Origin of the sequence: Microvenator marinus, from assembly GCF_007993755.1 — a bacterium.
GTDB lineage: Bacteria > Myxococcota_A > Bradymonadia > Bradymonadales > Bradymonadaceae > Allomicrovenator > Allomicrovenator marinus.
Genome location: NZ_CP042467.1, coordinates 493,468 through 518,635 on the forward strand (window position 1 = coordinate 493,468; position 25,168 = coordinate 518,635).

A 25,168-nucleotide genomic window follows, 5' to 3' on the forward strand; every position below is an offset into this window, starting at 1 on the left:
CAATTACTTGGGCGGCGCTGCAATCCTCGGGTCCACGGACTCACCGTTGAGGATGCGATACGCGATATAGCTGCCGATCACACGCTTGGTGTAGTCGCGGGTTTGAAGCGGGGGGATGTCTTCAACAAAGAGCGCGATATCGTCAGACGGGTAGCGCTTTATCCACTTACGAAGGGCGCCGGAACCCGCGTTATAGGCCGCGGCAATCAATACTGGATGGTCGTCGAAATTCTTTGCCAACCAGAAGAGATGGTCTGCACCCACGCGGACATTGATTTCCGCGGTCTTGAGGCGGTCTGGCGTGGCATCTCCAGGAATATCGTCATCATGCCCAAGCGCTGTGCGCGGCATCAACTGCATAAGTCCAAGCGCACCTGCATAGGATTCGATGTCTTCAATGAAGCTCGATTCCTCGCGCATGATCGAAGCGGGTAGGGCGGGGTGAACCCGTTGGCCACCGGCCTGCTTGGCCTCCGCATCAACAGCATCGCGAAGTTCCTGAGCGAACGGATTCGGCCACGCGACCCCCCACCTCCAACGCTCGATGAAACGGTTGGAGCCTTCAGTGGTTAACCACGGCCTTCCATCAACCCTTCTTCGAATCTGATTATGGCTGAACGGAAATCTACCCGCTCTATCCGCCCAATAGGCGGAAAGCCAGATTTCATCGGGGGTTTTGGCCCGAGCCGCCAAAAAGTCGGCCAACCATTCAGGATGACCAACATCGGCCAAGAGCCCTGCGTTCATCGGACGCTCCACAGCGGCTGGAACCCCGTTTCGAATCTCAAATTTCGGTGCGTCGATCCCGGCTTCTTTGAGTCGTAGGTACGAAAGTGGACCGTAGAAGGAGGCCGGATAGGTCTGCCAATTCTGCAAATGAACGGCCTGTGATTCGTTGTCTCTGCCGAGACTTAAGAGGGCCTGTGCTTCAAAATAGGCGAGTCGGCCCTGGCTATAATACTGGTTATCATGGGGTGGTAGGCTCAGTGATCTCAACTCATCTAGAAAGGCTTCAAACTCCCTGGCACGGTACAACGGCTCCAGGTACTCCCAGGCAATCTCAAAGATCATGTCACCACCTGGGTACGAAGTAAGGGCCTTGTTGAGATACGACTTTTGAGCGGGTCGTTCGTTCTGGTCGCGCGCGATTCGCGCGAGATACATCAGCGCGTCATCTGCGTGAGAGCGTTCAGGGTAGGTCTTTAGGAGTTCTTCAAACCGTTGTTTACTTTCGTCAAGCGCCCCAAGGTCGTATCGACGCTTCGCCACAAAGTAGAGCGCACGAATATGTGAATCAGGCGCGGAGGCACACTCGCCGAGCATCGCCGCATGCATGTCTTCTACAGTGTTTCGCTGACGAAGCCGAAACACAGACTGTGCATGGGCGTAGCGTGCGAAACACCTGAGCTCGGTGTCCAACTCGTCCCACTTCACCTTCTCAAAACTTTGGTCGGCGGTGATGAATCTGACTTCTGACCAGAGCCGAATTCCTCGGCGTGCAAGTTGCTCAGAAGAAGGCTTAAAGCCTGACGGTCCCCAGTTTGCCTCCTCCGCCTTCGTGCAATGCGCGTAGAAAGAACCGGGAACATTGTTGGCCAAATCAGCGGCACGTAGCCACTCGCAAAGTTCTTCGCGCTCACTGGACATCAATGCCTTTTCGGCCACGTCTTCCGTAGTCTTTGCCTTGAGAGCCGCGTGTTTTGTGCCGGGGAACGGAGAATTCAAAAGTAGGTCCAACTCCTGAGTCGAGAGAGGCTGCCCCCCAGCTGCTTTGCGCTCCAGCTCCTTGGCCCTCGCAAACTCAAACAAATCTGGTGAATTCTTCGCAACCACACGCCAGGCTGCTGACTCAAGGAGCGGATTCGATTGGGTGTTCGCGCTCAGGGCCACACGAAGGCCGATTTCCGTGGCCATTACGGGATTAGACGCGTTCTCCGCCAAAATCAAATGAACAGGGGACCATGCGTAGGTAGGCAAAGCCCACAAGAGGCAGATCAGAACAATAAACCGTTTCGTCGCCATGCGAGCCCCAGAAAAATCATATGTGTATCGATGGACGCCTCAGTGAACGACCAGTGATGCCGATAGAGGGCGTTGAGCCAAGGCGAGTGACCCGCATCGGCGTCCCAAAGAGGAAAGTCGAGGCCCGCTCCAAGAGTCAGCGCCGGTCCAATCCCGGAGGACTGAAAATCAACGCCCGCCCCAAGCTCCAGATAGAACGACGAGACCACGTAAGAGAGCCAGGAGTTACCCAGCAGAAACATATAGAGCGGGTGGGCCCCAAAGCCGTAATGAAGGCCATTCCGCGTCTCATCAAAATCGTCGTAACGCCACGAAACACGACTATCCAGAAGCAACATGGGAAACGAGTGCCTGAAACCTAAATCGAACCCGAGCGAATTGGCATCGTCGAAGTTTTGAGCTCCTCGAACGCTCACTTCAACAAAGGATCCGTTGAAGTAAGGTGAGTAGTTTCTTGAATCTTCGGCAAAGGCATCGAGCGCCACCAAAGATAGCCAAATCCCAATCATAAATTGGAGGGTCACACGCATAAAATCTCACATTTAACCTGCTGCAACCATCATGCATTACACCTGCAAACTCAACAGGGATTCTGAAATATTCCGGGACCGCGAACTCATACTTGCGCACGGGTGCCTAAGACATTACTATCCCGCGCCAGTGTTGATTTTGGACTAAAAGGTACCTCGTTATGTTTACACGCACGCAAAGACTCACAGCCATCGTTGCTTTGGCGGCATTTACACAAACCGCCTGTTACAACACCTACTTCATCACGAAGAGCGAGCTCGAAAAGCTTGAGTCGAGTGTTGAGCCCAAAGAAACCGTGGAAGTCTTTGGCGACTGTCCTGGTGTTGCTGTGCTTGACTCTGAACGCCCAGCCTTTGCCCAGGCAGAAGGGGAAGCGCCCGCAGAAGCTGGTGCAGACGCACAAGCTGAAGTCGCTACCGACGCGCCAGCCGATGCCCAAGAGGCCGTGGCCGAAGAGATGGAAACCGCTGGAGAAGCTCCTTCGAGTTACGATGGATGCACCACAGTTCAGGTCTCGACCGCAAACGCGCTTTTCATCAAGACCAACGACGGTCGCATGAACCGCGTGACCCCGTTCAACTTCATCATGAGCCAAGGTCAGATCGTCTCTCCAGAATACGATCTACTCGAGCGACTCGATGACGTAGAAGGCGCTGAAGTCGACCAGTTCTCGACTTGGAAGACCGTCGGCACCATCGCAGGTGTCAGCATCCTCGCCATCGGGACATTCGTTGGCATCAGTCTAATCGCGCCAGAAAGTGACGGATTCTCTCGCTGAGAATCCCTTTTTTGGGCCGAATGAATCGTTGATTATCCAGTGGGGCACTGTTAGAATCCACAAGTTCCTAAATGGATTACTATGCGGTGCTCTGAATGAATTACTTCAAGCTCATACTACTCATTCTTTCGCTCGCCCTTGCAGCTTGCGGCGATAGCGAAGTCAATACCAACGCATCCGGTGAGGCTGGGCCAAACGGGCCGAGCTTTAGCGACGAATTTTTCATGGTGCCGGCGGGACCCACATCGGTACAAGCCAACGTCACCGAATCCGTGCCTCTTGGCGTTCTTCTTTACAGCAAGAAGACCGGAGAGCCCGCTGCGGGTCAAAACATCTCCTACGAAATCATCGGTGAGGCAGGGCAGGCTTCACTGAGTGCGCGTAATGGCTCGACCGTCGAAGACGGCTCAGCTTCCGTCAGCTTGCGAGTTGGCTCGGAGATGAATACCATTCAAGTTCGCGCCGATCACCCAAGTGCCAACGCCATTGACTTCCAAGTCAGCGTTGAGGCCCTCGCCGTAGGCTCGCTCAAGGTCAACCTCGTCAACACAGCTCCCTCGATCATGGACCTCTACGACATCGAAGTACGGGTCTACAAAGAATCGGAATACAGCTGCGACGAGTTCCGCCCGTTCCTTCCGCAGCCACAGGCACTTTACGAAGAGATCGCACCTACCACAGCGACCGCTCCTGTATTCGACAACCTCGGCACGTCCCAAGAGTTCATCATTACCGCTGTAGCCAGAGGCGACCGTTCGCAAGTCGCCGCGGGTGCTTGTCAGGACAACATCAACATCTCGGCCGATTCGATCAACGAATATGAACTGCTCCTGCAACTCATTCCGCTCAGCCCCGTTGGCACCTACGATGTGGAGAGTTTCTGGGACTTCACACAGGCCCTGGAAGACTCGGGTTCCATTGGTGCCACGATTGTTCGAGTTCTGAACATCTTCGAAAACCCAGGGCGCGCGATCTATGACGAGATCATCAATCTCGTCGAACTCCTCGTTGGCGGCATCATTTCGGCCGGTATTGACCTTTTCCTCTCGGCGACCGGTCTCGATGACTCGTTCGCCAACATGATCAACAACTTTATCGCCGAGAATGAGGCTTTGTCGAAAATCTTCCGCGCCGGTAACGATTTGCGTGAGGTGGTCTCAAATCTTCAGATCCACAGTCAACTCACGATCGGTAAACTCGATTCAAATTACGAGTTCCGTGGCCGCGACAACTGGACCGGTATCACGCTCTACTGGCGCTGGAACTGCGATGAAAACGCTCCGGCTGACTGCGGCGCGATTCCCCTGGTTGCCGACGCCAACGGCGAAATTGCCGACCTCGGCGTACTTAGCTCAGAATGGTCGGGGCGTGTAGTGGCCTACAACCAGCTCCAAATCGATTCTCACACTGTGAGTCTTCGCTACGGGCGGTTGATTCTATACATCCTCAACGAATTCCTCCTCCCTGAACTCACCAATGGGAATGCCAACTCCTTGACCGATGCCTTCGCGTATTGGATCGGATGTCCAGACTTGGCCACGAACATCACGGGCTCGGATGGAGAGGTTTGTGCCTTTGGCGCGTGTCTAACGGATACACAGATTGAAGGCTTCTGCTCCTCAGCAGTGAGCACACTCTTTGGTTTCGCCGACCTCGCCATTCAAAATCTGGAGTTCGATATCGGCTTGAGGCTTGGCGGAGAAGGCACCCTTGTTGAGTTGGATTCAGACGGTTTTGCGGACTTAATCGAAGAAGGCGAGTTCAGTGGATACATCCAAAACAGTGAGGGGGGGCAATCTTCGCCTTTCACTGCCGACTTCGAGGGTGTACGAGTCGGATTCGACACTCAAAATCTCTAATCCGTATTTTGACGGTTTCGGTTTTTTAAGTCATCAATCATAGACTATGATGGGCATTGGATTGAGATTCAGGAATTCTAGATGAAGCTTGTTTGCGCTGGAATGACCGACGTGGGTACGACCCGCGAGCACAATGAAGACGATTTCTACCTCTCGGAAGGGGAAGAAGCACTCTGTGTGGTTGCTGATGGGATGGGAGGGCATAGGTCGGGCGAAGTCGCCAGTGCTATGGCTATCAAGGCCATCGTCGAGTTTTACCGTGAGACGACGGTAGACGGTAAAGGAGATGCCCGCCTCAATGACGGCGAGGATGAACGCTCACTGGACGAGTATCGTCTGGTTAAGGCGATTCGGCAGGCCAATAAGGCCGTCTTCCAAGCCGCCTCAGAAAGCGAGTTGTATCGCGGAATGGGAACTACGGTAGTAAGCAGCTATTTCATCGAGGGTGGCGTCTATTTCGCCCATATCGGCGATTCTCGAGCCTATCGCTATAGAAACGGTAAACTCGAGCAACAGACCGAAGATCACTCCCTTGCGAACGAATACGTGCGCATGGGAATTCTGAAAGCCGATGACGTCGAGCATTTCCCTTATAAAAACGTGATTACCCGAGCGTGTGGCCTCACTGATGAAGTGGAGGTCGACGTTGTTTTCAGAGAAGTCGAGCCTGGTGATCTCTATCTACTTTGCTCAGACGGGCTCACAGATATGATCACAGACTCGGCTCTTCAAGAAATGCTCAAAGATCATTCCGACCTTGAGAAACTCGCCAAAATACTGGTGGATCAGGCCAATGAGAACGGTGGTGCGGATAATATCACCTTGATTCTCGCCAAGGTCGAAGAATAATTTTTAACTAATTTCGCAACACATGCGCAAATCGTCCGAAAATAACTTCTGACAAAGGAGTTATTTATGGAAACGATCAACGTATGGGATTGGTTACTCTGGAAACACAAGAAGTGGGATGGCGCAGCGGACGCTGAAGAACGAGCGCGAGAGCTCGGGCTTTGCCCTGATGAGCTTGAAGAAGAACTCGAAAAGCTTCCTTCGGATGCGCGCATCGTCTCTTCGGATGGTCCGGAGTATCCAGATTCTCTAAGAGATCTCACGAACCCACCCCGATACATCTATGTTCGCGGGCAGATCCCTCCAGCCAACGCTCTCGCGTTCATTGGCACACGACGAGCCACGCGTTGGGACGAGGAGCTCATCCGGGGCTTTGTGGGCGAGCTCGTCGCTCGGGGCCACCACGTACTAAGCGGAGGGGCCTTTGGCGTGGACATCTGGTCTCATCAAGCGGCACTCCAAGCCGGCTCACCAACGACCATCGTGGTGCCGGGAGGGCTCGATCACATGAGTCCAAAGAGACATCTCCCAGAATTCGAGGCCGCCCTTGAAGGAGGAGGGGGCATTTTGAGTCTCCAGCCACTCGGCACCCAACCATTCAAAAGCTTGTATGCGCCAAGAAACGCGCTGCTCGCGGCACTTTCAAGCGGTGTAGTGGTTCTGCGCTCCGGCGAGACCGGCGGAACAATGATCACAGTCGAAATCGCCAAACGTATTGGACGCCCAGTCTATGCGCTCCCCGGCGACCCCCGCGACGATACGTGCCGCGGATGCCTCAAATTGGTTAAGACCGGGGCGGCGCAGCTCATCTGGGAGCCTGCGCACCTCAGTGCCCATGAACCAAGTAGTACCAAGGGTTCGTTGATTGACTTGCTCAGAACGACAGAGTCACTACACACGGCGTTCGAACAAAGTACTTTAGAATGGCACCAGTTCGAAGAGCAGGTGTTTGAGCTCGAAATTCGAGGCCAAATCAAACGACTGGGTGATGTCGTCAAAGTGACGACGTGACGTGATTGACACGTGATCAGGCAAGCGGTACCCATGCCTGACTCGAGGTGAACTATGCTCAAACACCACTTAATTACACCCGGCCCAACACCCGTCGATCCAGACGTACTACTCGCCATGGCGCGCCCGATGATTCATCATCGTGGCGCTGCCTTCAAAGAGATTTTTCAGGGCGTACGCGACGGGCTTCGGTGGCTATTTCAAACTCAATCCGATGTTTTGACGCTCTCTTGCACCGGCACCGGCGCATTCGAAGCGGCCATCATCAACTTCACTCGTCGAGAAGACACATTGGTGGCCATCGGAGGTGGGAAATTCGGCGAGCGGTGGGGCGAAATCGCTCAAGCTTATGGCATGAATGTCATCGCGATGAACGTGGAATGGGGCCAACACGCAACACCAGAGGCTCTTGCAAAGGTTCTGGAGGCGAACCCAGACGTCTCCATGGTTACACTCTGCGCGAGCGAAACATCTACCGGCGTTTATCACCCTGTGAAAGAACTCCTGGAGGTCGTTCGCGAAAAGACCAACGCCCTCATTGCTGTGGACGCCATCACAGCGCTCGGTGTGCACGAACTTCCCATGGATGAATGGGGCATCGACATCGTGGTCGCAGGCTCGCAGAAGGCCTTTAGCCTTCCGCCTGGTCTCGGATTTGTCGCCGTGTCTGAGAGGGCGTGGGAGCGCGCTGATGAGGCCGATCATCCCAGATACTATCTCGATCTTCGAAAGGAAAAGAAGGCTCAGTCAAAGAACCAAACCGCGTTTACAGCCGCGGTCTCCCTGGTGATTGGCTTAGAAGTAGTGTTGGGGAAGATGAGAGCCGAAGGGCTCGAAAACATGATTGCAAGGCACGCCATGCTCGCCAAAGCCACGCGCGAAGGGGTCGTTGCATTGGGCCTTGAAACTTTTGCGTCGCGGCCTGCGAATTCAGTGACCACCGTGCAAGTCCCGGGGCTCGACCCAAGTGTGTTGGTATCAAAAATGAAAGCCGACGGCGTGTTTATGGCGGGTGGACAGGACCATCTAAAGGACTCTACGTTCCGTATTGGTCACCTCGGCTTCTACGACGAATCCGATATTCTTACCGCACTTTGCGCACTCGAAAGGGCGCTTCAAAGTGTCGGCCATGATTTCATTCCGGGCAGTGGCGTGAGCGCCGCCCAAAAAGTATTTTTGGAAAATCCATGAGTTCAACAATTGTGATCGGCGCCCAATGGGGTGATGAAGGAAAGGGTAAGATCGTTGATATCTTCGCAGAAAAGGCTGACCTCGTGGTCCGATTCCAGGGCGGCAACAATGCAGGCCACACTCTGGTCATCGGAGACCAAAAGACCGTCCTACATCACATCCCAAGCGGTATCTTGAGACCCGAAGTTCAATGCATTTTGGCAGGAGGTGTCGTCGTCGATCCCGAAGTTTGCCTGCGTGAGATAAAGGCCCTGACCGAAAAAGGGGTCTTGAGTCGCGAAGGACAACTCGTCATCGGGGCGGAGTGCTCCGTTATCACGTCCTACCATCGCACCTTAGATGCCGCTCGCGAGGGTAGCCTGGAAGGCACCAAGATCGGTACGACGGGACGAGGAATCGGACCGTGTTATGAGGACCGAGTCGCGCGTCGCTCAATCTTTGTGCGCGATCTTCTCGACCGCAAAGGACTTGAGGCGAAACTCACCCAAAACCTTCACGAAAAGAACGTTCTGCTGTCCCATTACGGAGCACAAACGTTTTCAGTTGAGGAGCTTTTGGACGAGCTTCTTGCGTTTGGTGAAGCACTTAGACCCTACGTTGCCGATGCCAACGCGTTGGTCCGAAACGCCCTTCAAGATGGCAAAAAAGTTCTTTTTGAAGGCGCGCAGGGAACGCTCCTCGATGTCGGGCTCGGCACCTATCCGTACGTGACGAGCTCTCATACCGTCTCAGCCTCGGCCTGCGTGGGCGCGGGCATAAAGCCGCAGGCACTCACATCCATCTTTGGGATCACCAAGGCGTACTGCACGCGTGTGGGCGAGGGGCCATTCCCCACCGAGCTGCATGGGGATGTCGGAGAAGAATTGCGGAAGCTCGGCCACGAATTCGGAAGTACCACCGGACGACCTCGTCGCTGCGGGTGGCTCGACCTTGTGGGCCTCAAGTACGCAGCTGAGGTCAATGGTCTCACGTCCATCGCGATTACCAAGCTGGACGTGCTGAGCGGATTCGACCAACTCAAAGTCTGCACAGGTTACCTCGACAAGAACTCCCGGCCGATTTCGGAGCCTCCGCTCGACGCGAGAGAGCTAGAAGGGGTTTCTCCCGTCTACGAGGAGCTTGCTGGCTGGTCCGAGGACCTTACTCAATGCCGCACATGGGCGGACTTGCCAAAATCAGCACGGGATTACATTGAGTTTATAGAGGCCAAGGTGGGCGTTCCTGTAGACTTGATTTCTGTAGGCCCCGACCGTGAAGCCACGTTTTGGAGACACGCATGAGCGACGATGTGGAAGACGAAACATTGCACGAAGAGTCTTGGAGTGACCTCGAGAGAGAAGAAGCGTCGCGAATCCTAAAGGGCTTGGAAACGGTAATCCCAGGAATTTTACGACGTTCGATCATCTCGGGCCTAAGTGCAGCGGTGAGCGAAGATGGGCTTAGGTCGATCGTCAGCGATAAGAAAGACATTCCGAAGGACGCAGTCTCTTTCATCCTCTCTCAAGCCGATTCCACTCGAAAAGAACTCCTCCGAATCGTGTCTCGCGAGATACGGCTCTTTCTCGAAAACATGGACTTCGGGGGAGAGATCGCGAAGATCCTGACAACCCTCTCATTCGAGATTCGAACCGAAGTTCGCTTCATCCCCAATGAAGAAGCCGTCAAACCCAATATTCGCAATCGCGTAAAGGTCAAACGGGTTCGTGAAGACGGCAAGGAAGAGACAGTTTCGGAGTTCGAAGACAATCCGACAGACACTCCAAAGGGCGAGGCCACAAAGAATGAGTCGGCAACTAAGCCAGAACAAAAGACTCAGCGAAGATGGAGTCGAAAGAAAGGCTCCGAATAGTATTGTTCCAGCATCCAAGTTCTGAGATTCTGTTGGGCAGTCAGAATTCTGTGAAAAGTTAGTAATAAGGAAAATAATGAAAAAGCTATTGATTTTAGGTGCAAGCGTATTAGCTGGTTGTGGTCTCTTCGACGGAGAGGACCCTTTTGATATCGAATTCGACGAACAGGTGCCTGTTGCATTCAGGATCGACGCCGATAGATTCTGCCCGACCACGATTGATTGCACCGCAGCTGAAGGGCCAGCACCTGATCGTGTCGAATTGCCTCCAGTAGAGCTCGATATCGACATCGATATCTTGGCAGCCACTGGTAGCACCCAGCTGCGAGAGGTCTCGAGCAGATTGAAGTCCATCGAAGTGGACCGCGTTGAATACAAATATTTGAACAACACGCTCAACATCAAGACTCCAAACATCAAGCTCTACGTGGCGCCCGAGAACGCGAGTAGCCGCGGAAGCGGCGCAGAACTCGCCTCCGTCCCGCAGGCCGAGGCTGGAACGACTCCAAGCGGCACAGAAACCGTTCCCGACGATCAGAAAGATGCGGCGAGCGATATCCTCAAGACCCTCCAGATTTCGGTCATTCCCTACATGGAAGCTGAAGCGATCGAGCGTGGTCAGCCATCTCCTCCTAAAGGCGGAGCAGACATTGAAATGATCCTGCATCTCAAGGTTGTGGCTAACCCAACGGAACTGCTCTAGAAATCGAGTAGGGTTTTATGCTACACTGGAGCACATGAGAAGATTGAGGCCCGATGAAAGAGGTACGAATTTGAACTACTGGGAAAACCCAAAAATTTGGAACGCAATGGTGGCAACCAGCCGCACGCCAGAGGTGTTCCATTTTCGAGGTTTGGGTGAACCCACGCTCGTTCAATCATTTCGCAATCTCTCCGATAGCCTTAAAGGTGCATCGTTTCTCCCACTGGTTTTCGACGGCAACCATACCGAAGGCGCAGTCGAAGGGCTTCTTTCATCGGCACTTAAGAGTATCGAAGGTTTGAGAGAACTCGATGACTCGCTCATTGAGCTTGTGCATTTCTACCGCAACTTGAGTGCTCGCAACCAACGCCACTCCAACCAAGCGTTGGGTAAGTATCGTCTCGAGATTCTCTCCAATATACTCGCTGCGATTTCTCGCCGTAGACCACTTGCGATTTTTGCAGTCAACCTCGATGGGGGCCAGCCGAGCGACCTCGAAGCACTGGCGCATATCGCTGAGTTTGTGTTCGGCGATCCGCTCAGAGACCTTGCGCCCGAAGCATCGACCACAGGTGTGTACGGGTTTCTGGCCTATGTAGATAGCGCCCATGCTCCGACTTGGGCAAAAGACCTCGACGCGAGCGAGGATCGCAAGGGCGAGGCGCTCGAGATACTCTCGGCACCTGGTAATCTGCAGAAGCTTTTGGCTGCTGTCCGCGGTGATATCGCAAAGATTCCAGACTTAATCGACGATCTTGAAACGCACTCGACGAGCTTCGCTCAGCACCGCCTAAAGAATCTACCTGAAGATGAGCAGGCTTTTGTGCATCTGCTCGCACTCGCGGTGCGGCCGCTGGGCTTGGACAGAATTGAGCGTTCCATGGAAGCCCTCGGAATCCGTGTTCACCTCAAAGATGTGCTTCGCTCGCTTCAGGAAGCGGGTTGGATTGAGCGTAGAATTTCGAACGGAAGTATTGAGGTTTATCTCTCGGACTCACAGCTAAAGAGCGCGTTTGCGAACGCAGCGTCTAACCAGCACTATCGCACGGCTCTTGCGAACGCTGAAATCACGTGTGGCGGCTCATCCTTTGACCCAGTGTTTGTCACTGAGCAATTCTACCTAGCCGAAGAGTTCGATCTTGCATCGAAGTTCGGTCTGCGTGCCCTTGAACAGCTAAGGAATCGTGGAGCGTGGGAGGAGTGCGTACAGCTCGCCGAAAAGCTCGAAACGCAGGAAGTGCTCGGAGTTTTAGATGTAAAACTCGAAGCGCTTCGTATGCTCGGACGGCACCGGGAGGCGCTGATCTGTGCTCTCGCCCTAGAGGAATTATCCGGAGAGTCCGTTGACCTTAGCTTAGAGGTCGCCGTGCTCAGTACTAGGCTTGGGGATTTCGACGAAGCTGTTCGGCGATACCGAAGTGTTCAAGAGTCCTCGAAGAGTGGACAACATGTGCTCAAGGCTCAAAACGGCCTGGCAGATATTGCATACGCAAGGGGCGAGCATAAGGACGCTGAAGCCATCTCCGGGAAAGTGATCGGCGAGATTCTCGCTGGTGAACGTGGATTTTCAGAAGACCTTATCCTGATTCAAGCTCGAAACACACTTGGTAAACTCTCGATATTTCAGGCGAAGTACAACAAGAGCCGAGAGATTTTTGAAGCCAACCTCGACTTGGCCCATAGCTATGGCTGGGAAGATGAAGAGGCGAGGGCATTGGCCAATCTTGGGGTTGTGGCGCTTCAAGAAAGGGACCATGCGCAAGCGACCCAGCTTCTGAATCAAGCACTTAAGCTAAGCGCGACACAATCGAGCCTTCCAAGAGCGTATTGCCACGTTAACCTGGCTACCATTGCCCAACGCGAGCAACGATTTGAGAAGGCCGTTGAGCATTGTTTAGAAGGCATGAGGGCAGCGCGTATCGCACAAGACTCCACCGCCTATGGCGTGGGCGCTCATAACCTTGCGACCATCTACCAAGATCTCGGTCTCTACGGCCGAGCGCATGAGGTCATAGACCATCTGGAGACCAATCCGGCAGATACCATTGCCAATCGCTGGAATCAGCGGGTTCGCGCCTATCTCTTGTTGGAAAGTGGTGAAAATGAGCGTGCACTTGAGCTCTTCAAATCGCTAGAGGGCAAAGATTTTCATAGCGCACTCTACGGCCCAGAGTCGCACCTTCGAATCGCGCAGATTCATCTCGAAGCATCCAAATACGAAACCTGTGAAGAGGTGCTTCAAGAGTTCGACATCGATGAGAATAACGGTGATTTTGAGCTTTTGATGGCACTACACTCCATGTTGACTTCGGAGTTGGCACTGCGACGTGACGGTGCTTTCGACATGGACGCGCTAAAAGAAACGACAGAAACATTGATCCGCCTCAATCAGCCCTATGACGCATTGCGCGCAGCGATCGTGTTTGCCAAAGGCATGATCAAGGAAGGGGAGGGCAGCGCGGCGTTGAAGACCCTGCAGTCACAACTCAAGCGGGTTGGCGCTGTGGCGGAGAAACTCCCAGACCTCTACCGAAAGAGTTACGTGGAAAAACCACTTCACGTAGAACTCTTGGACCTCATTCGTGCGCTTCAAGGGGAAGTGCCACAGGTCCTTCGTCCGATAGAAACTCAGGCCAAGGCTTCAGCCGAGCGATCGGCCACGTGGAGTCCCGCGTTTGATAATATCATCGGTCAAGACCCTCATCTCTATCAGATGTTCCGTGTGATCGAGAAGGTGGCGCCCAGCAACGCAACGGTACTGCTTTTCGGTGAGTCGGGAACTGGTAAGGAGCTTCTGGCAGAAGCCATTCACGCCAAGTCCAAACGGGCAGAAAAACCCTTGGTGAAGGTCAACTGCGCAGCATTTGTTGAGTCTCTTCTCTTGAGTGAACTCTTTGGTCACGAGAAGGGCGCCTACACCGGTGCGACCCATCAAAAGCCCGGTCGATTCGAACTCGCCGACGGCGGAACCCTCTTCTTGGACGAGATCGGGGATATCTCGCCAAACACTCAGGTTGCCCTGCTTCGCGTTCTCCAAGAGGGAACATTCGAGCGGGTCGGCGGTCACGAAACGATTAAGACCGATGTCCGCGTCATTTGTGCCACCAACAAGGACCTCGAAGAGTTGGTTCGCAAAGGGGAGTTCCGCCTCGATCTCTATTACCGCCTTAAAGGCGTGATCATCGAGAGCCCGTCGCTACGGGAACGAAGGGCGGACATTCCATCCCTGGTCCTGCATTTTGCGGAAATGTTCAGCGAAGATGTGACACCACGCTTTGAGAAGCCGGTGCTTGAGTTTCTTTCTAAATACTCGTGGCCCGGCAATATTCGCGAGCTGCAAAACTTTGTGAAGAGCGTGCTGCTCTTTGCCGAAAGTGATGTGGTGAGCCTCTCGACTTTGGAAGACTTCAAAGACTTCTTCCAGAGCGGGGATTTTGTCGACTCTATCGAATTCGAGATTTCCGAAGCCGAAGAGAGAGCCATAGCAAGCGTTGTGGCTTTGCCAAAGATTGGCGAATCTTCAGATCGAGATATAGAGTCGATGTTGGTGGAAAAAGTTGTTCGTGAGGGGCTTTCCCTTACGGACTTGAAGCACCGCTTAGAGATCGAATCCATCAAGCGAGCGTTGATGGAAGCTGAGGGGAATGTGACTCGAGCAGCCGAGATTCTTCAAATGAAGCGGCCGCGTTTGAGTCAGATTATTAATGGGACAGAAGAACTAGCGGACCTAAAGTCCACGCTAGTAGGTTGAGGTTATGATGAATTCTAGAATCGGATTTGCGCTGCTTGGGACACTCGCATTTGGTCTTTTGGCCGGATGTGTAGATGCTGAGACACCAATGCAAGAGCGAACTCGCCATGCTCAAAAGGCACAGGCTGTGGTCGTGACACCGGAGTTTAAACTCGTAGGTGCAGAGGAAGTCCCGGAACATCTCTTTTTGACGCAGCTGGGACTTCTCGTTTCCGAGATTCGCCTCACGCCCATGGCATCGACGTCGTCCGGCGTTGCATACTCCACGGCCGAGCCCATTGAGCTCAGCTTCGATGTGGCAGAAGGCCAATTCGTTCAAACCGGAAAGGCCGTAACACTTCCCGATGCGGGACGCTATGTGGTCAGTATTCGCCTTGAGCCTATGGTCCAAGGTGACCAAGAACTCGGCTCTCTCTCCGTTGAGGGGTTTGTGGCTTCAGAAACGTCCGACGTTTCCAAGAACTCCGACGGAACACCATTGCCTTTGCCTTTTGATGAGAAGCCAGAGGGCGACGGCCTCACAGATGCTGCTGAGGCCCCACTCGCGTGGACTCCATTCACGTACAATAGCCGTCGGACCGTGTTTTACACGCTCAACCAGGTGGACCTTGAAGAGGGCGACCAGTATCTGGAGTTCTCGTTTGACCTCAGAGACTGGGCAAATGGCGTCGCGACGCACATCTCAAAAGCCGTCAAGACTAGCCCAGCTACCGGCGAAGACGGCGGCGTGGACGTAACTCGTCAGATCGAGAGCCTTGGACAGGGTGTAGATGCCATTGTCCAAACCGGCGCCGTGACTCGAGACCCAACTCGATTCTAGAGTTTAGAGGAGTTTCTAAGTACCCAAGAGGGGAGCCAGCGCACGAACGTCTCGATAGAGGCGTTCGATTCGATACTCGCGCGTGTATCCGTAGCCCCCGTGCATCTGCAGTGCTTCGTCAGTCACATAAATGGCTGCGTCTAGCGCAAGAGCACGAGACGCCTCGGCAAATTCAGGTGCATCGAGAGAACGAAAAGCCAAAAGAGTCGCCGCATCCGTGCGACTGCTCATTTCTGCCAGTTTGAATTGGGTTCCCTGAAAATCGGCAATGCGTTTTCCAAATTGCACGCGTTCGTTGGCGTACCCGTATCCAACCTTCAGTGCGTCTGTAGCCAGACCCGCAAAAATCAGAGCGAGCGCCGAGTGCATCCAAGACACCGTAGTATCGGATTTCGCACCCTGATTGCCCATGTAAGCGGCCGCTGACTTCAAGCCGTAGAGCGACACGGGTTCAAATCCCGATGCGCCATGGGCTCCTTCAGCACTGTAGGCGAGCGTGGCGGGTGCAAAGAAAGAAACGACTCTATCTTTGGAGACGAATCCCAAACCATCGGAGCCTGTTGCCGCTTGATTCAAGGCCCTGAGCACAGCGAGTGAGGCTACCGCGTCAGCCTTTGCGAGTTCGAAAAGAACAAGTGCGGCCATCTTCGGATCGTCTTCCCAGACCATGTCCAAGAGTCCAAGTTCGCGAAGCACCTCGGCATCAAACGGCTTGGTGTCATCGTGAGAAACACTCAATGAGTCTTTTGCGAAGCGCGATACGGCGCTTCGCACCATGTCTAGTTCTTCCGGCCAGGTAAACCTCATCCGAGCCTCCTTCCCAATTCTCGTGCAATCACGATCTTTTGAACCTCGCTTGTACCCTCATAGATTCGGGTCACGCGGGCATCACGCACTAGCTTTTGGAGAAAGTTTGAGTTCAATGCAGCCTCAATGCCTGCCTCGGCGAGTATCGTATCCCCCAAGGCCGAGGCGCACTCGCTTGCGTAGAGTTTCGCGACACTAGCCTCGTAGGTAAATGGCGCCTTCTCTTCCTTGAGTTTTGCGGCTCGCCAGACGAGCGCTCGTGCTGCCTCGACCCGCCCACTCCAATAGCTCGATGCCGCCCAACCGATGCGACCGGCTTCTTCCAAGAGTGCGTCACAGATACCGAGCGCCTGGCTTGCGATTCCGATGCGCCCACCATCGAGAGCCATCATCGCAACCTTGAAGCCCTGTCCAACATCCATAACCAATGCGTCGGCAGGCACCTCCACGTCATCAAAATTCACGACGACGGTGTTTGAAGCATGTTGCCCCATCTTTTCTTCTGGTGCGCCAAAGGAGACGCCAGGTGTTCCTTCTTCCACAAAGAAGACACTAATCGAGGACTTGCCGCCGTTTTCGACCTGAGCCCAAACGAGGTAGGCCCCGGCAAATTCACCAGATGTAATCCATGCCTTTGACCCGTTGAGCACATACCCAGAATCTGTACGACGTGCATTGGCTTGCATTCCCGCTGCATCGGAGCCGGAACCAGCCTCACTCAGGCAAAACGACCCGGCAGGCGTTTGTCCGCTCAGCAGTTTTGGGATGAACGCTTTTTGTCTTTCGTCGCCAAACTCCTGGAGAACTTCAGCGACCATATTATTGACACACATGGTCACAGCGATTGCTGGATCGCCCCACGCGATGGCTTGCACGGCGTTTGAATACGCCACAACGCCGGCCTCCAACCCGCCAAATTCCTTTGAAACATTGACGCCCATGAGCCCGTGGCTCGCGAGCTTCTTCAGAGTTTCCACTGGAAATTCGTGGGTTTCTTCCCACCGAGCCCAGTTCTTCCTCAAATCTTGCCCAGCAAGCCCCCTGGCGAGCTCGCCAATGGCTTTGTGTTCAGAATTCGGCACTATGTTCATCATTTCCTCTTAAACTCAGGAGAACGCCTTTCAAGCAGGGCAGTCATTCCCTCAACCTGATCGTGGGTTCCAAAGAGTGCTCCAAAAGCCTCTTGCTCATAGACCATGGCCTGCTCGAGATTGACTCCTTCGCCCTTAAAAATCGCGGATTTTGCCGCTCGAAGCGCCAACGGACCGTTCGCTCGGATCTCAGCCACACGTTCATCAATCTTGGAGGCGAATTCATCGATAGGATACACGTCCAGAACAAGACCAATCTCTTTAGCTTGCGCGGCCTTGATTTTGCGGCCGGTAAAGATCAGTTCGCGCGCATGATGCCAACCGATGCGGCGGCCAAGGCGTTGGGTTCCGCCCCAACCAGGGATCACCGAAAGTGCAACCTCGGGCAGTCCGAGAACAGCTTTGTCGGAGGCGTAGAGTAGATCGCAGGTCAGCGCCAACTCGAGCCCACCGCCGAGGGCGAATCCATGAATCGCAGCGATGGTAGGGAAGGGGAGCGCCGCTATAGCGTCCATGGCTTGGTGGCCGAGCTCGCTGAACTGCTGGGCTTCCTCGGGTGAATACTCGAGCATCGCCTTGATATCAGCTCCTGCGACAAAAGCGCGTCCTTCGCCGCCGAGCACCAATACGTCGATCGACTCGTCGTTTGAGGCGAGTTTCGCGACCTCGATCAGTTCCTCATGGACCTGCCGATTGAGCGCATTGAGTGAGTCTGGGCGGTTAATGGTGAGTCTTGCGACGCCGTCTTTTACTTCATATTTGAGTGTTTCGAATTGCATACCAAGTCCAAGGATTAAGGTTGGGTGTGAATTCCCCTGAATACCGCCAAATTTCGCGGTTCAACGATAGTCGTAGAAGCCTCGCCCGGATTTGCGGCCGAGCCATCCTGCGTCCACGTACTTCCGAAGAAGCGGGGAGGGCCGATACTTGGTATCTCCGAGCTGCGTGTGCAGTACCTCCATAATGGCGAGACACGTGTCCAGCCCGATGAAATCAGCCAGAGTGAGCGGGCCCATCGGTTGGTTCGTTCCGAGTTTCATTGCAGCGTCGATATCCTCCACGCTGCCAACTCCTTCCATAAGTGTGTATGTGGCTTCGTTGATCATCGGCATCAAGATGCGATTGACGATGAACCCAGGATAGTCCTGTGCAAGTACCGTGGTTTTTCCCATCTTTTCGGCGACGTCATTGACCAATCGGTAGGTCTCATCGGAGGTCTGAAGTCCACGGATAACCTCGACGAGCTTCATGATCGGCACCGGATTCATGAAGTGCATCCCGATGACTTGTTCGGGACGTTTGGTGAACGCGGCGATCTTGGTGATCGAGATACTCGACGTGTTCGAAGCCAGAATGGCGTGAGCTGGAGCGTTTTCATCCAAGGTCTTGAATACGGATTCTTTAACCTTCAATGATTCGACCACGGCCTCGACCACGAGGTCCGACTTCGCGGCATCCTCGAGCTTGGTCGTCAGCGCTATCTTCTCAAGGGCGCTATCGCGATCCGCTGCACTCAATCGTTCCTTTTCGACGAGCTTGTTCAAGCTCTTTGTGATGGTGGCGAGCCCGCGGTCAAGGGCATCTTGAGAAAGGTCGGACATGATTACTGCGTGACCACTAAGAGCCGCGACTTGCGCGATTCCATTGCCCATTTGCCCAGCCCCTACCACACCGATCGACTTGATTTGCGACATACGCTACCTCGTTTGAACTTGGAGAACCTAAAATGCGGAAAGTGACTATCACGCCCCAAAACCAAGCGTCAAACGCTGGCCGTCTTGAGCGTTGCCGAAGCCCAAAGGGTGACGTAGGCTTTAATCATGGCCATTTGCCCACATTGTCAGACTCAACTCACGAATTCGTTGGAGCCGTGCCCCACGGGCGATGGCTACTATTCCGTCGAGGAGAAGGTATATCGTGAGAACCCCGATGATGCCCTCATGGGGTGGCCGGTTGCGGGCCGCTTTGTGGTCAATGGGCTGGTGGGCCGTGGAACCATGGCCAAGGTGTATCGCGCACATCAACTCGGGGTAGAGAGAGATGTTGCCTTGAAGCTATTCAGCCGCGATAGCTTGATCGAAAAGAACCTACCTCAGAGCGACCGCGAAGCAGCTATTCAGATGGCCAAAGATCGCTTCGTGCAGGAGGCTAAGGTGCTCGCCAAGTTGCAGCACCCAAACTGCGTGACCCTCTACGATTTTGGCGCCCTCGCACAAGACGATTACCTCTTCATCGCGATGGAACTCATTCAGGGAGTCTCGCTTCGAACGGCCGCAAACCGGCGACTAAAGTACGAGCCAATCTTGGAGATCGCACAGCAGGTCTTGCTCGCCTTGCGTGAGGCTCACGGCGTTGGGATCGTCCACCGAGACTTGAAACCGGAGAATATCATCCTCTCAGTGAGGCCTGGCGGAGACGAGCAGGTGGTCAAGGTCGTAGATTTCGGGATAGCACGCATGATTGGGGCGAGCGTCGATGGTCAGACTATGGTTGGAACGCTCTTCGGAACGCCAGCGTATATGTCGCCGGAACAGTGCAGGGGAGACACAAGTGACGTAGGTCCACATTCGGATATCTATTCACTTGGTTGCATCCTCTATGAACTTCTCTGCGGAAAACTCCCGTTTAGCGCGAACTCGCCTCAAGAGATGATCCACAAACACATTCATGAGGAAGCGCCGGATGTGATTGTCAGGGCTGGAATCCGGGCTCCCATTGAGTTCGTGGATTTCATTGCTAGGTGCCTCAAGAAGGACCCCGCCCAGAGATTTAGAGACGCCCAAGAGGCGCTTGTGGCGCTAAATGAGCTCAGCATCTCTGAGACCTCTACCGCGGAACATATGCGTCGGACCGCGGTGCAAGGTAGCAGTCTGAAATCCGTGAAAGTCATGGGCCCCAAAGACATGGTTCGTGGAGATGTCTTGGAGGCCCCACGGCTTGACGCAATTCCGGACATCGATCCATCGCCTATGGTCACAAACGTAGTCAAACAGCAGAGCTCGGCAGGGTCTGGCTCAGTCCTTCAGACCCAAGCAGATGTTTCCATGTCCCCGACTAAACCGAAGCGGCAGTTTTCCACGATGACACTGGTGATGGCGGGCATGGTGATCATTGCCCTGATTTGCGTCATGGTCCTCGTCCTTGTTTTTAGCCAAATTGCCTAGGTCTTGTTTACGATCCCTTCGGCTATCTCCAAGTCTTCACCAAAAACCATGACTTCAAGGGGCTCTTCTAGCGCAAAACCACGTTTGAGCCTTGCGGAGTATTGACCGCGGACATGCACCGAGATTCCCGCCCGCTTCAAAGCTTGGGAAGCGAGATGAGCGCGCGAAAGGTCGCGGGTTTCAAGGACGGTTCCGTAGAACTTTCCGCTTCGGCTGAACGCCATTTCATTGCGCAGATCGAGCGCGATTGCCACGCCAAACGCGATTCCAGCCGCGTAGAGCGCGCCAAAATTTCCAAATGTGTTCAAGAAGACCAAGGATACCGCGCCAAAAAGAAGTCCACTCCAGAGGCCTGGCGGTGTCTCCGAACGATTGCGTTCGAGCCACCAGAGGCACAAGAGAAGTACCAGCCACGAGAGCACATGGACCCAGAGCAGTGCTGGGACGAAAGCCATACTCAGCCCCATGAAGAGTAAGGGCCAAATGCCGCCTGCGGGACCGGGATTGGCTCCAGGGGCACTTCCGATGCCAACTCCGAAGAGCCCCATGCCCAAAGCTGCCAGCCATTTCGTCCAAATCGTGTTCAAATTCATCTTTACTCCTCGCCCGGCGATTCTCCCATAACTCGTACTCGGGGTCCAACCGGGCGAGGCGGTGGTGATTGACACAACTTGGTTTTTGTCGTTAGAACGTCGGCCCAAAGGTCGATTGCCCAAGGATATCCGCGTGAAACAAACCACATTCTTTCTAAGTCTAATTTTCGCACTCGTTAGCGCATGCGAGAAGAAGTCGGAGACGACTGAGTCCACACAGACCCAAGCTGCTGAAGCCAAGGCTGATGAGTTTGTGGCAGGCGACAAAGCCGACGGTTTCACCGCAATTCTCGGAGCTGACCCTGAAACGTTTGATACCGCAAAAATGAGCGGCGCGCCTGAAGGGCGAATCGCGTTTCAGCTCTTCGAAGGTCTTATGATGCCTGGCCCAACTACCGAAGGCCTGGACGACCCATCGAAGCTCGTGCGACCCGCCATGGCTGAATCCTACGAATTGAGCGAAGACGGAAAGGTCTACACGTTCAAAATGAGAAAGGATGCGAAATGGTCGAATGGCGACCCTCTGACCGCGAAAGATTTTGAATGGTCTTGGAAACGCGTCCTCACTCCAGGCTTCCCCGCGGATTACGCGCAGATGCTCTGGGTTATCGAAGGCGCCGAGGCGTACAACAAGGGTGAGCAGACCGAATGGGAGAAAGTGGGTGTCAAGGCCGTAGACGAGGCAACGCTTCAGGTCACCTTGAGCCATCCGACTCCTTACTTCCCAGAACTCACCGCGTTCTACACCTTCTTCCCTGCACACCAGAAAACGATCGAAGCCCACGGCGATGACTGGACCAAGCCTGAGAATATTGTCTCGAACGGCCCGTACAAAATGGTGAGCTACGAGCCGCAGCGCGAGCTCAAGATGACCGCCAACGAACACCATTGGGAGGCGTCAAATCTGAAGATCAAGGATGTTCGATTCCGTATCATCACGGACGCTAATGCCAGGGTGAACGCCTACAAAACCGGCGAGGTTCACTGGTCGGGAGAGGGTCTACCTGTGGCCCAAATCACCGGCCTCCTCACGCATCCTGACTTTAGACAGGAGCCAATGCTAGGCACTTACTACTATCGCGTAAACGTCTCCAAAGAAGATAGCCCGCTGAACGACCCACGTGTCCGCCAGGCGCTCGCGCTTTCGGTCGACCGTACATCTGTGGTCGAAAACACTCTCAACAACTTGCATATCGTGTCCAAGTCCTTTGTCCCACCGATGGCCGGCTATCAACCAGCCGCGATGGGTGAATACGACGTTCGCAAAGCCAAGGCGCTCCTTGCCGAAGCCGGATTCCCGGACGGCAAAGGATTCCCTGAAGTTGAACTTCTTTACAACACGGATGAGAACCACAAACTTGTCGCCGAAGCCATTCAAGCGCAGTGGAAGCAGAATCTCGGTGTGGACATCAAGCTCAACAACAAAGAGTGGAAAACCTACCTGCAAGACGTCGACACGATGAACTATCAGATTGCTCGTGCAGGTTGGATTGGCGATTTCAACGACCCGATGACCTTCCTCGACATGTGGGTTACGGACAACGGAAACAATGACACTGGCTGGTCAAATCCCGAATACGACGCCTTGATTAAGGAAGCTCAGCAGACAGTGGATACCAAGGCGAGAATGGCGACTCTCAAGAAGGCCGAAACCCTTTTGCTTGAGCAAGGTCCAGTCATTCCAATCTATTTCTACACCAACAACACGCTTGTCAGTCGCTTCATCAAAGGGTTTGAACCGCATAATCGGGACATCCACCTGTTGAAGTACATGGAACTTGAGAAGTAATCAGGGCCCCCTAAGTGACTCGCTATATTCTTAGAAGGATTATCTCCAGCATCTTGGTGCTGGTCGTAATCATCACGGTCTCCTTGTGGCTAACTCGGCAAGCTCCGAGTAACCCATGTTTAAAGGAGCGCGAAGCCAACACCTGTGCGTGCGTCAAAGAGAACGCACTCGATCGTCCGGTCTTCCCGGTCTTTCGAGGCGAGCCTTTGGCGCCGGTTCAAGGGTGCGAATTCTGGACCTCAGAAAACACGCTCAGCGTTGGTGGTACCTCATTTCTCATGCCTGCAGACTGGGGCGAGACGCAGTACGCGATCTATCTCAAGACGATTCTCTCAGGCTCACTCGGCCAGAGCATGAAGTCGGATTTGACGGTGATCGAAACGCTCAAAGCTGGATTTCCGTATACCGTGCAGCTGGGTCTCCAAGCCCTCTTCGTGGCACTGCTACTCGGGATCCCTGCAGGGCTGCTCGCCGGTTTAAAGCAAAACACAGCGGTTGATTATTCGACGATGACGGTGGCGATGGTCGGCGTAAGTGTGCCGAGCATCGTACTTGGCCCTCTACTCATCATGCTTTTTGCGCTCGAGCTCGGCTGGTTCACCGCGGTCGGCTGGAACAATTGGACGGATAGCGTGCTACCGAGCATCTCGCTCGGACTCTTCTACGCGGCCTACGTTGCACGGCTAACACGCGGAGGCATGCTCGAAGTCATTCGCAAGGACTACATTCGAACCGCTCGTGCCAAGGGTGTGCGAGAAAGCATGGTGGTCATGCGTCATGCCCTTAAGGGCGCACTGCTCCCGGTGATCAGTTATCTTGGGCCTGCGAGTGCTGCGCTACTGACGGGTTCTGTCGTGGTTGAAGAAATTTTCGGACTTCCAGGAATTGGGACCCACTTTGTGCGCTCGGCGCTCAACCGCGACTACAATTTGGTCCTTGGGACCATCATTTTGTACTCCACGATTCTCGTTTTCCTGAACATGGTTGTGGACATTCTCTACACCTTCATTGACCCACGCGTGAGCTACGACGACTGATGGCTGAAGAAATCGTAAAAGGCACAAGTTTGTGGGCGGACGCATGGCGAAGGCTGAGAAAGAACCGGGCAGCCACGCTGAGTGCTGGACTCCTGGTGATCATCACTGCACTCGCACTCGGCTACGAGCTCTTCGCGCGCTTCGTGACCGGTTTCGTCATGGAGGAACAACATGGCTGGGTGGTGCCTAAACCTCCCGGCGCTCGAAGCGTTCCAACTCATTATTATTCGGTGGAAAAATCCGGCGTTTTTGATTTTGCCAAGATCGACGCGAATCAAGATGGACTCCTAGACGCCAACGAAGTCCGCGAGGCTTACAGACGTTATGAATTCTCGCTGATCGACACCAATCAAGACGGCAAACTTTCCTACGACGAGTATGTAGACGCACCGCTGAGCATGGAGTCGAGCGGCGAATTCATTCCCACCTGTACACAATGGCGGATGGTCTCGAAGAGCATGGCTCCAATCGAGGACCGTAGCGTGTTCGACTGCACCGCTAAAGATGGTTTTATGGCGTATGAGGATGCGGGCAAGCTCCTTGAGCTTGTCTCAAGCAGCGAAGCGCTTGAAATCGTCAACCGCTTTGATGCAGACGACGACGACGCCGTCTCCGAAGCGGAATACGTTGGGCTTCCAGTTCCCAGAACCCATATCATCGGTACGGACCAACTTGGACGTGATTTGCTCTCACGCACAGTCTACGGCGCCCGCATCTCGCTCGCAGTGGGGTTCCTGGCCACGTTTGTCTCGTTCATCATCGGTGTCTCATGGGGCGCGACGGCTGGATACTTCGGCGGCAAAGTTGACAATATCATGATGCGAATCGTGGACATCATGTACGGCTTGCCCTTCATGTTCCTCGTGATCTTGCTGATGGTGGTCTTTGGTCAAAAGATCTTCCTCTTGTTCCTAGCGCTTGGCGCCATACAATGGTTGACCATGGCCCGCATCGTTCGTGGCCAGGTTATCAGTTTGAAGAATCAAGAGTTTGTTGAAGCAGCCCGTACAATCGGTGTCTCCCCGGTGGGAATTATCTTCAAGCACCTGATTCCCAACGCTCTAGGCCCGATCATTGTTTATGCGACTCTGACCGTGCCGGCCGTGATGCTTGAAGAGGCGTTCCTTTCGTTCCTCGGACTCGGCGTTCAGGCTCCTCAAACCTCGTGGGGCGCGCTCATCAGTGAGGGACGACAGCTCATGGAATCTGCTCCTTGGCTGATCGTCTATCCGGGCCTCGCGCTCGCGGTCACTCTACTCGCGCTCAACTTCCTCGGAGACGGCCTCCGAGATGCCCTCGACCCACAACTCAGGAAGGATTGAC

General features: G+C 54.2%; 21 protein-coding genes and 1 pseudogene. 15 read left to right on the top strand and 7 right to left on the bottom strand.

Annotated features, from left to right (window positions below; all coding sequences use genetic code 11):
- Positions 1–3: 3 nt before the first annotated feature.
- Positions 4–2,022, bottom strand: coding sequence for a lytic transglycosylase domain-containing protein (locus tag FRD01_RS02065; RefSeq protein ID WP_146957180.1), 2,019 nt, complete (start codon positions 2,020–2,022; stop codon positions 4–6).
- The gene (locus tag FRD01_RS02070; protein ID WP_146957182.1) at positions 1,995–2,552 is read right to left on the bottom strand and encodes a hypothetical protein; all 558 of its coding nucleotides are present in this window, start codon (positions 2,550–2,552) and stop codon (positions 1,995–1,997) included. The genes FRD01_RS02065 and FRD01_RS02070 overlap by 28 nt, the downstream gene beginning before the upstream one ends.
- Before the next feature lie 161 nt (positions 2,553–2,713).
- On the opposite strand from FRD01_RS02070, the gene FRD01_RS02075 reads away from it, so the two are divergent.
- The 10 genes from FRD01_RS02075 (at position 2,714) to FRD01_RS02120 (ending at position 15,364) form a co-directional block, all read left to right on the top strand.
- Positions 2,714–3,331 carry a hypothetical protein gene (locus FRD01_RS02075; RefSeq protein ID WP_146957184.1) on the top strand — a complete coding sequence of 206 codons (618 nt, stop codon included), beginning with the start codon at positions 2,714–2,716 and terminating at the stop codon, positions 3,329–3,331.
- Positions 3,332–3,426: 95 nt separating this feature from the next.
- The gene (locus FRD01_RS02080) at positions 3,427–5,190 is read left to right on the top strand and encodes a hypothetical protein (RefSeq protein WP_146957186.1); all 1,764 of its coding nucleotides are present in this window, start codon (positions 3,427–3,429) and stop codon (positions 5,188–5,190) included.
- 81 nt (positions 5,191–5,271) lie between these two features.
- Entirely contained in the window at positions 5,272–6,039 is a 768-nt protein-coding gene (locus FRD01_RS02085; protein WP_146957187.1) for a Stp1/IreP family PP2C-type Ser/Thr phosphatase, read from the top strand.
- A 66-nt stretch (positions 6,040–6,105) separates the two neighbouring features.
- A complete protein-coding gene (locus tag FRD01_RS02090; RefSeq protein ID WP_146957189.1) occupies positions 6,106–7,050 on the top strand; it encodes a DNA-processing protein DprA in 945 nt (314 codons plus the stop codon).
- Between the two features lie 54 nt (positions 7,051–7,104).
- Positions 7,105–8,241: a pyridoxal-phosphate-dependent aminotransferase family protein gene (locus FRD01_RS02095; protein WP_146957190.1), complete on the top strand. Its 1,137-nt coding sequence runs from the start codon at positions 7,105–7,107 to the stop codon at positions 8,239–8,241.
- Complete coding sequence (locus tag FRD01_RS02100; protein ID WP_146957192.1) at positions 8,238–9,521, top strand: adenylosuccinate synthase; 1,284 nt, start codon at positions 8,238–8,240, stop codon at positions 9,519–9,521. Before FRD01_RS02095 ends, FRD01_RS02100 begins: the two co-directional genes overlap by 4 nt.
- On the top strand, positions 9,518–10,090 hold the full coding sequence (locus FRD01_RS02105; RefSeq protein ID WP_146957194.1) for a hypothetical protein: 573 nt from the start codon (positions 9,518–9,520) through the stop codon (positions 10,088–10,090). Before FRD01_RS02100 ends, FRD01_RS02105 begins: the two co-directional genes overlap by 4 nt.
- A 76-nt stretch (positions 10,091–10,166) precedes the next feature.
- Complete coding sequence (locus FRD01_RS02110) at positions 10,167–10,793, top strand: hypothetical protein (RefSeq protein WP_146957196.1); 627 nt, start codon at positions 10,167–10,169, stop codon at positions 10,791–10,793.
- Positions 10,794–10,827: 34 nt separating this feature from the next.
- The gene (locus tag FRD01_RS02115; RefSeq protein WP_146957198.1) at positions 10,828–14,544 is read left to right on the top strand and encodes a sigma 54-interacting transcriptional regulator; all 3,717 of its coding nucleotides are present in this window, start codon (positions 10,828–10,830) and stop codon (positions 14,542–14,544) included.
- Positions 14,545–14,551: 7 nt separating this feature from the next.
- Positions 14,552–15,364, top strand: coding sequence for a hypothetical protein (locus FRD01_RS02120; protein ID WP_146957200.1), 813 nt, complete (start codon positions 14,552–14,554; stop codon positions 15,362–15,364).
- 15 nt (positions 15,365–15,379) lie between these two features.
- On the opposite strand, the gene FRD01_RS02125 is transcribed toward FRD01_RS02120, so the two are convergent.
- Genes FRD01_RS02125 through FRD01_RS02140 form a run of 4 tightly spaced genes read right to left on the bottom strand, consistent with a single transcriptional unit; the run spans position 15,380 to position 18,956 of the window.
- A complete protein-coding gene (locus tag FRD01_RS02125; protein ID WP_146957202.1) occupies positions 15,380–16,171 on the bottom strand; it encodes an acyl-CoA dehydrogenase family protein in 792 nt (263 codons plus the stop codon).
- The gene (locus FRD01_RS02130; RefSeq protein ID WP_146957204.1) at positions 16,168–17,265 is read right to left on the bottom strand and encodes an acyl-CoA dehydrogenase family protein; all 1,098 of its coding nucleotides are present in this window, start codon (positions 17,263–17,265) and stop codon (positions 16,168–16,170) included. The genes FRD01_RS02125 and FRD01_RS02130 overlap by 4 nt, the downstream gene beginning before the upstream one ends.
- Complete coding sequence (locus tag FRD01_RS02135) at positions 17,262–18,041, bottom strand: enoyl-CoA hydratase/isomerase family protein (protein ID WP_146957206.1); 780 nt, start codon at positions 18,039–18,041, stop codon at positions 17,262–17,264. The genes FRD01_RS02130 and FRD01_RS02135 overlap by 4 nt, the downstream gene beginning before the upstream one ends.
- A 60-nt stretch (positions 18,042–18,101) precedes the next feature.
- Positions 18,102–18,956: a 3-hydroxybutyryl-CoA dehydrogenase gene (locus FRD01_RS02140; RefSeq protein WP_146957208.1), complete on the bottom strand. Its 855-nt coding sequence runs from the start codon at positions 18,954–18,956 to the stop codon at positions 18,102–18,104.
- Positions 18,957–19,082: 126 nt separating this feature from the next.
- On the opposite strand from FRD01_RS02140, the gene FRD01_RS02145 reads away from it, so the two are divergent.
- Complete coding sequence (locus FRD01_RS02145) at positions 19,083–20,426, top strand: serine/threonine protein kinase (RefSeq protein ID WP_146957209.1); 1,344 nt, start codon at positions 19,083–19,085, stop codon at positions 20,424–20,426.
- Here FRD01_RS02145 and FRD01_RS02150 read toward each other — a convergent pair.
- Entirely contained in the window at positions 20,423–21,019 is a 597-nt protein-coding gene (locus tag FRD01_RS02150) for a putative signal transducing protein (protein ID WP_146957211.1), read from the bottom strand. The two genes, FRD01_RS02145 and FRD01_RS02150, sit on opposite strands and share 4 nt — an antisense overlap.
- A gap of 133 nt (positions 21,020–21,152) precedes the next feature.
- On the opposite strand from FRD01_RS02150, the gene FRD01_RS02155 reads away from it, so the two are divergent.
- The 4 genes and pseudogenes from FRD01_RS02155 (at position 21,153) to FRD01_RS24820 (ending at position 25,167) form a co-directional block, all read left to right on the top strand.
- The gene (locus tag FRD01_RS02155) at positions 21,153–22,808 is read left to right on the top strand and encodes a peptide ABC transporter substrate-binding protein (RefSeq protein WP_146957213.1); all 1,656 of its coding nucleotides are present in this window, start codon (positions 21,153–21,155) and stop codon (positions 22,806–22,808) included.
- Positions 22,809–22,822: 14 nt separating this feature from the next.
- Positions 22,823–23,845 carry an ABC transporter permease gene (locus FRD01_RS02160; protein ID WP_146957215.1) on the top strand — a complete coding sequence of 341 codons (1,023 nt, stop codon included), beginning with the start codon at positions 22,823–22,825 and terminating at the stop codon, positions 23,843–23,845.
- Positions 23,845–23,973, top strand: a pseudogene (locus FRD01_RS24815) (ABC transporter permease); the annotation flags it as partial. The gene FRD01_RS02160 and the pseudogene FRD01_RS24815, both read left to right, overlap by 1 nt.
- Positions 23,974–24,327: 354 nt before the next feature.
- The gene (locus FRD01_RS24820) at positions 24,328–25,167 is read left to right on the top strand and encodes an ABC transporter permease (protein WP_430700867.1); all 840 of its coding nucleotides are present in this window, start codon (positions 24,328–24,330) and stop codon (positions 25,165–25,167) included.
- Position 25,168 lies beyond the last annotated feature (1 nt).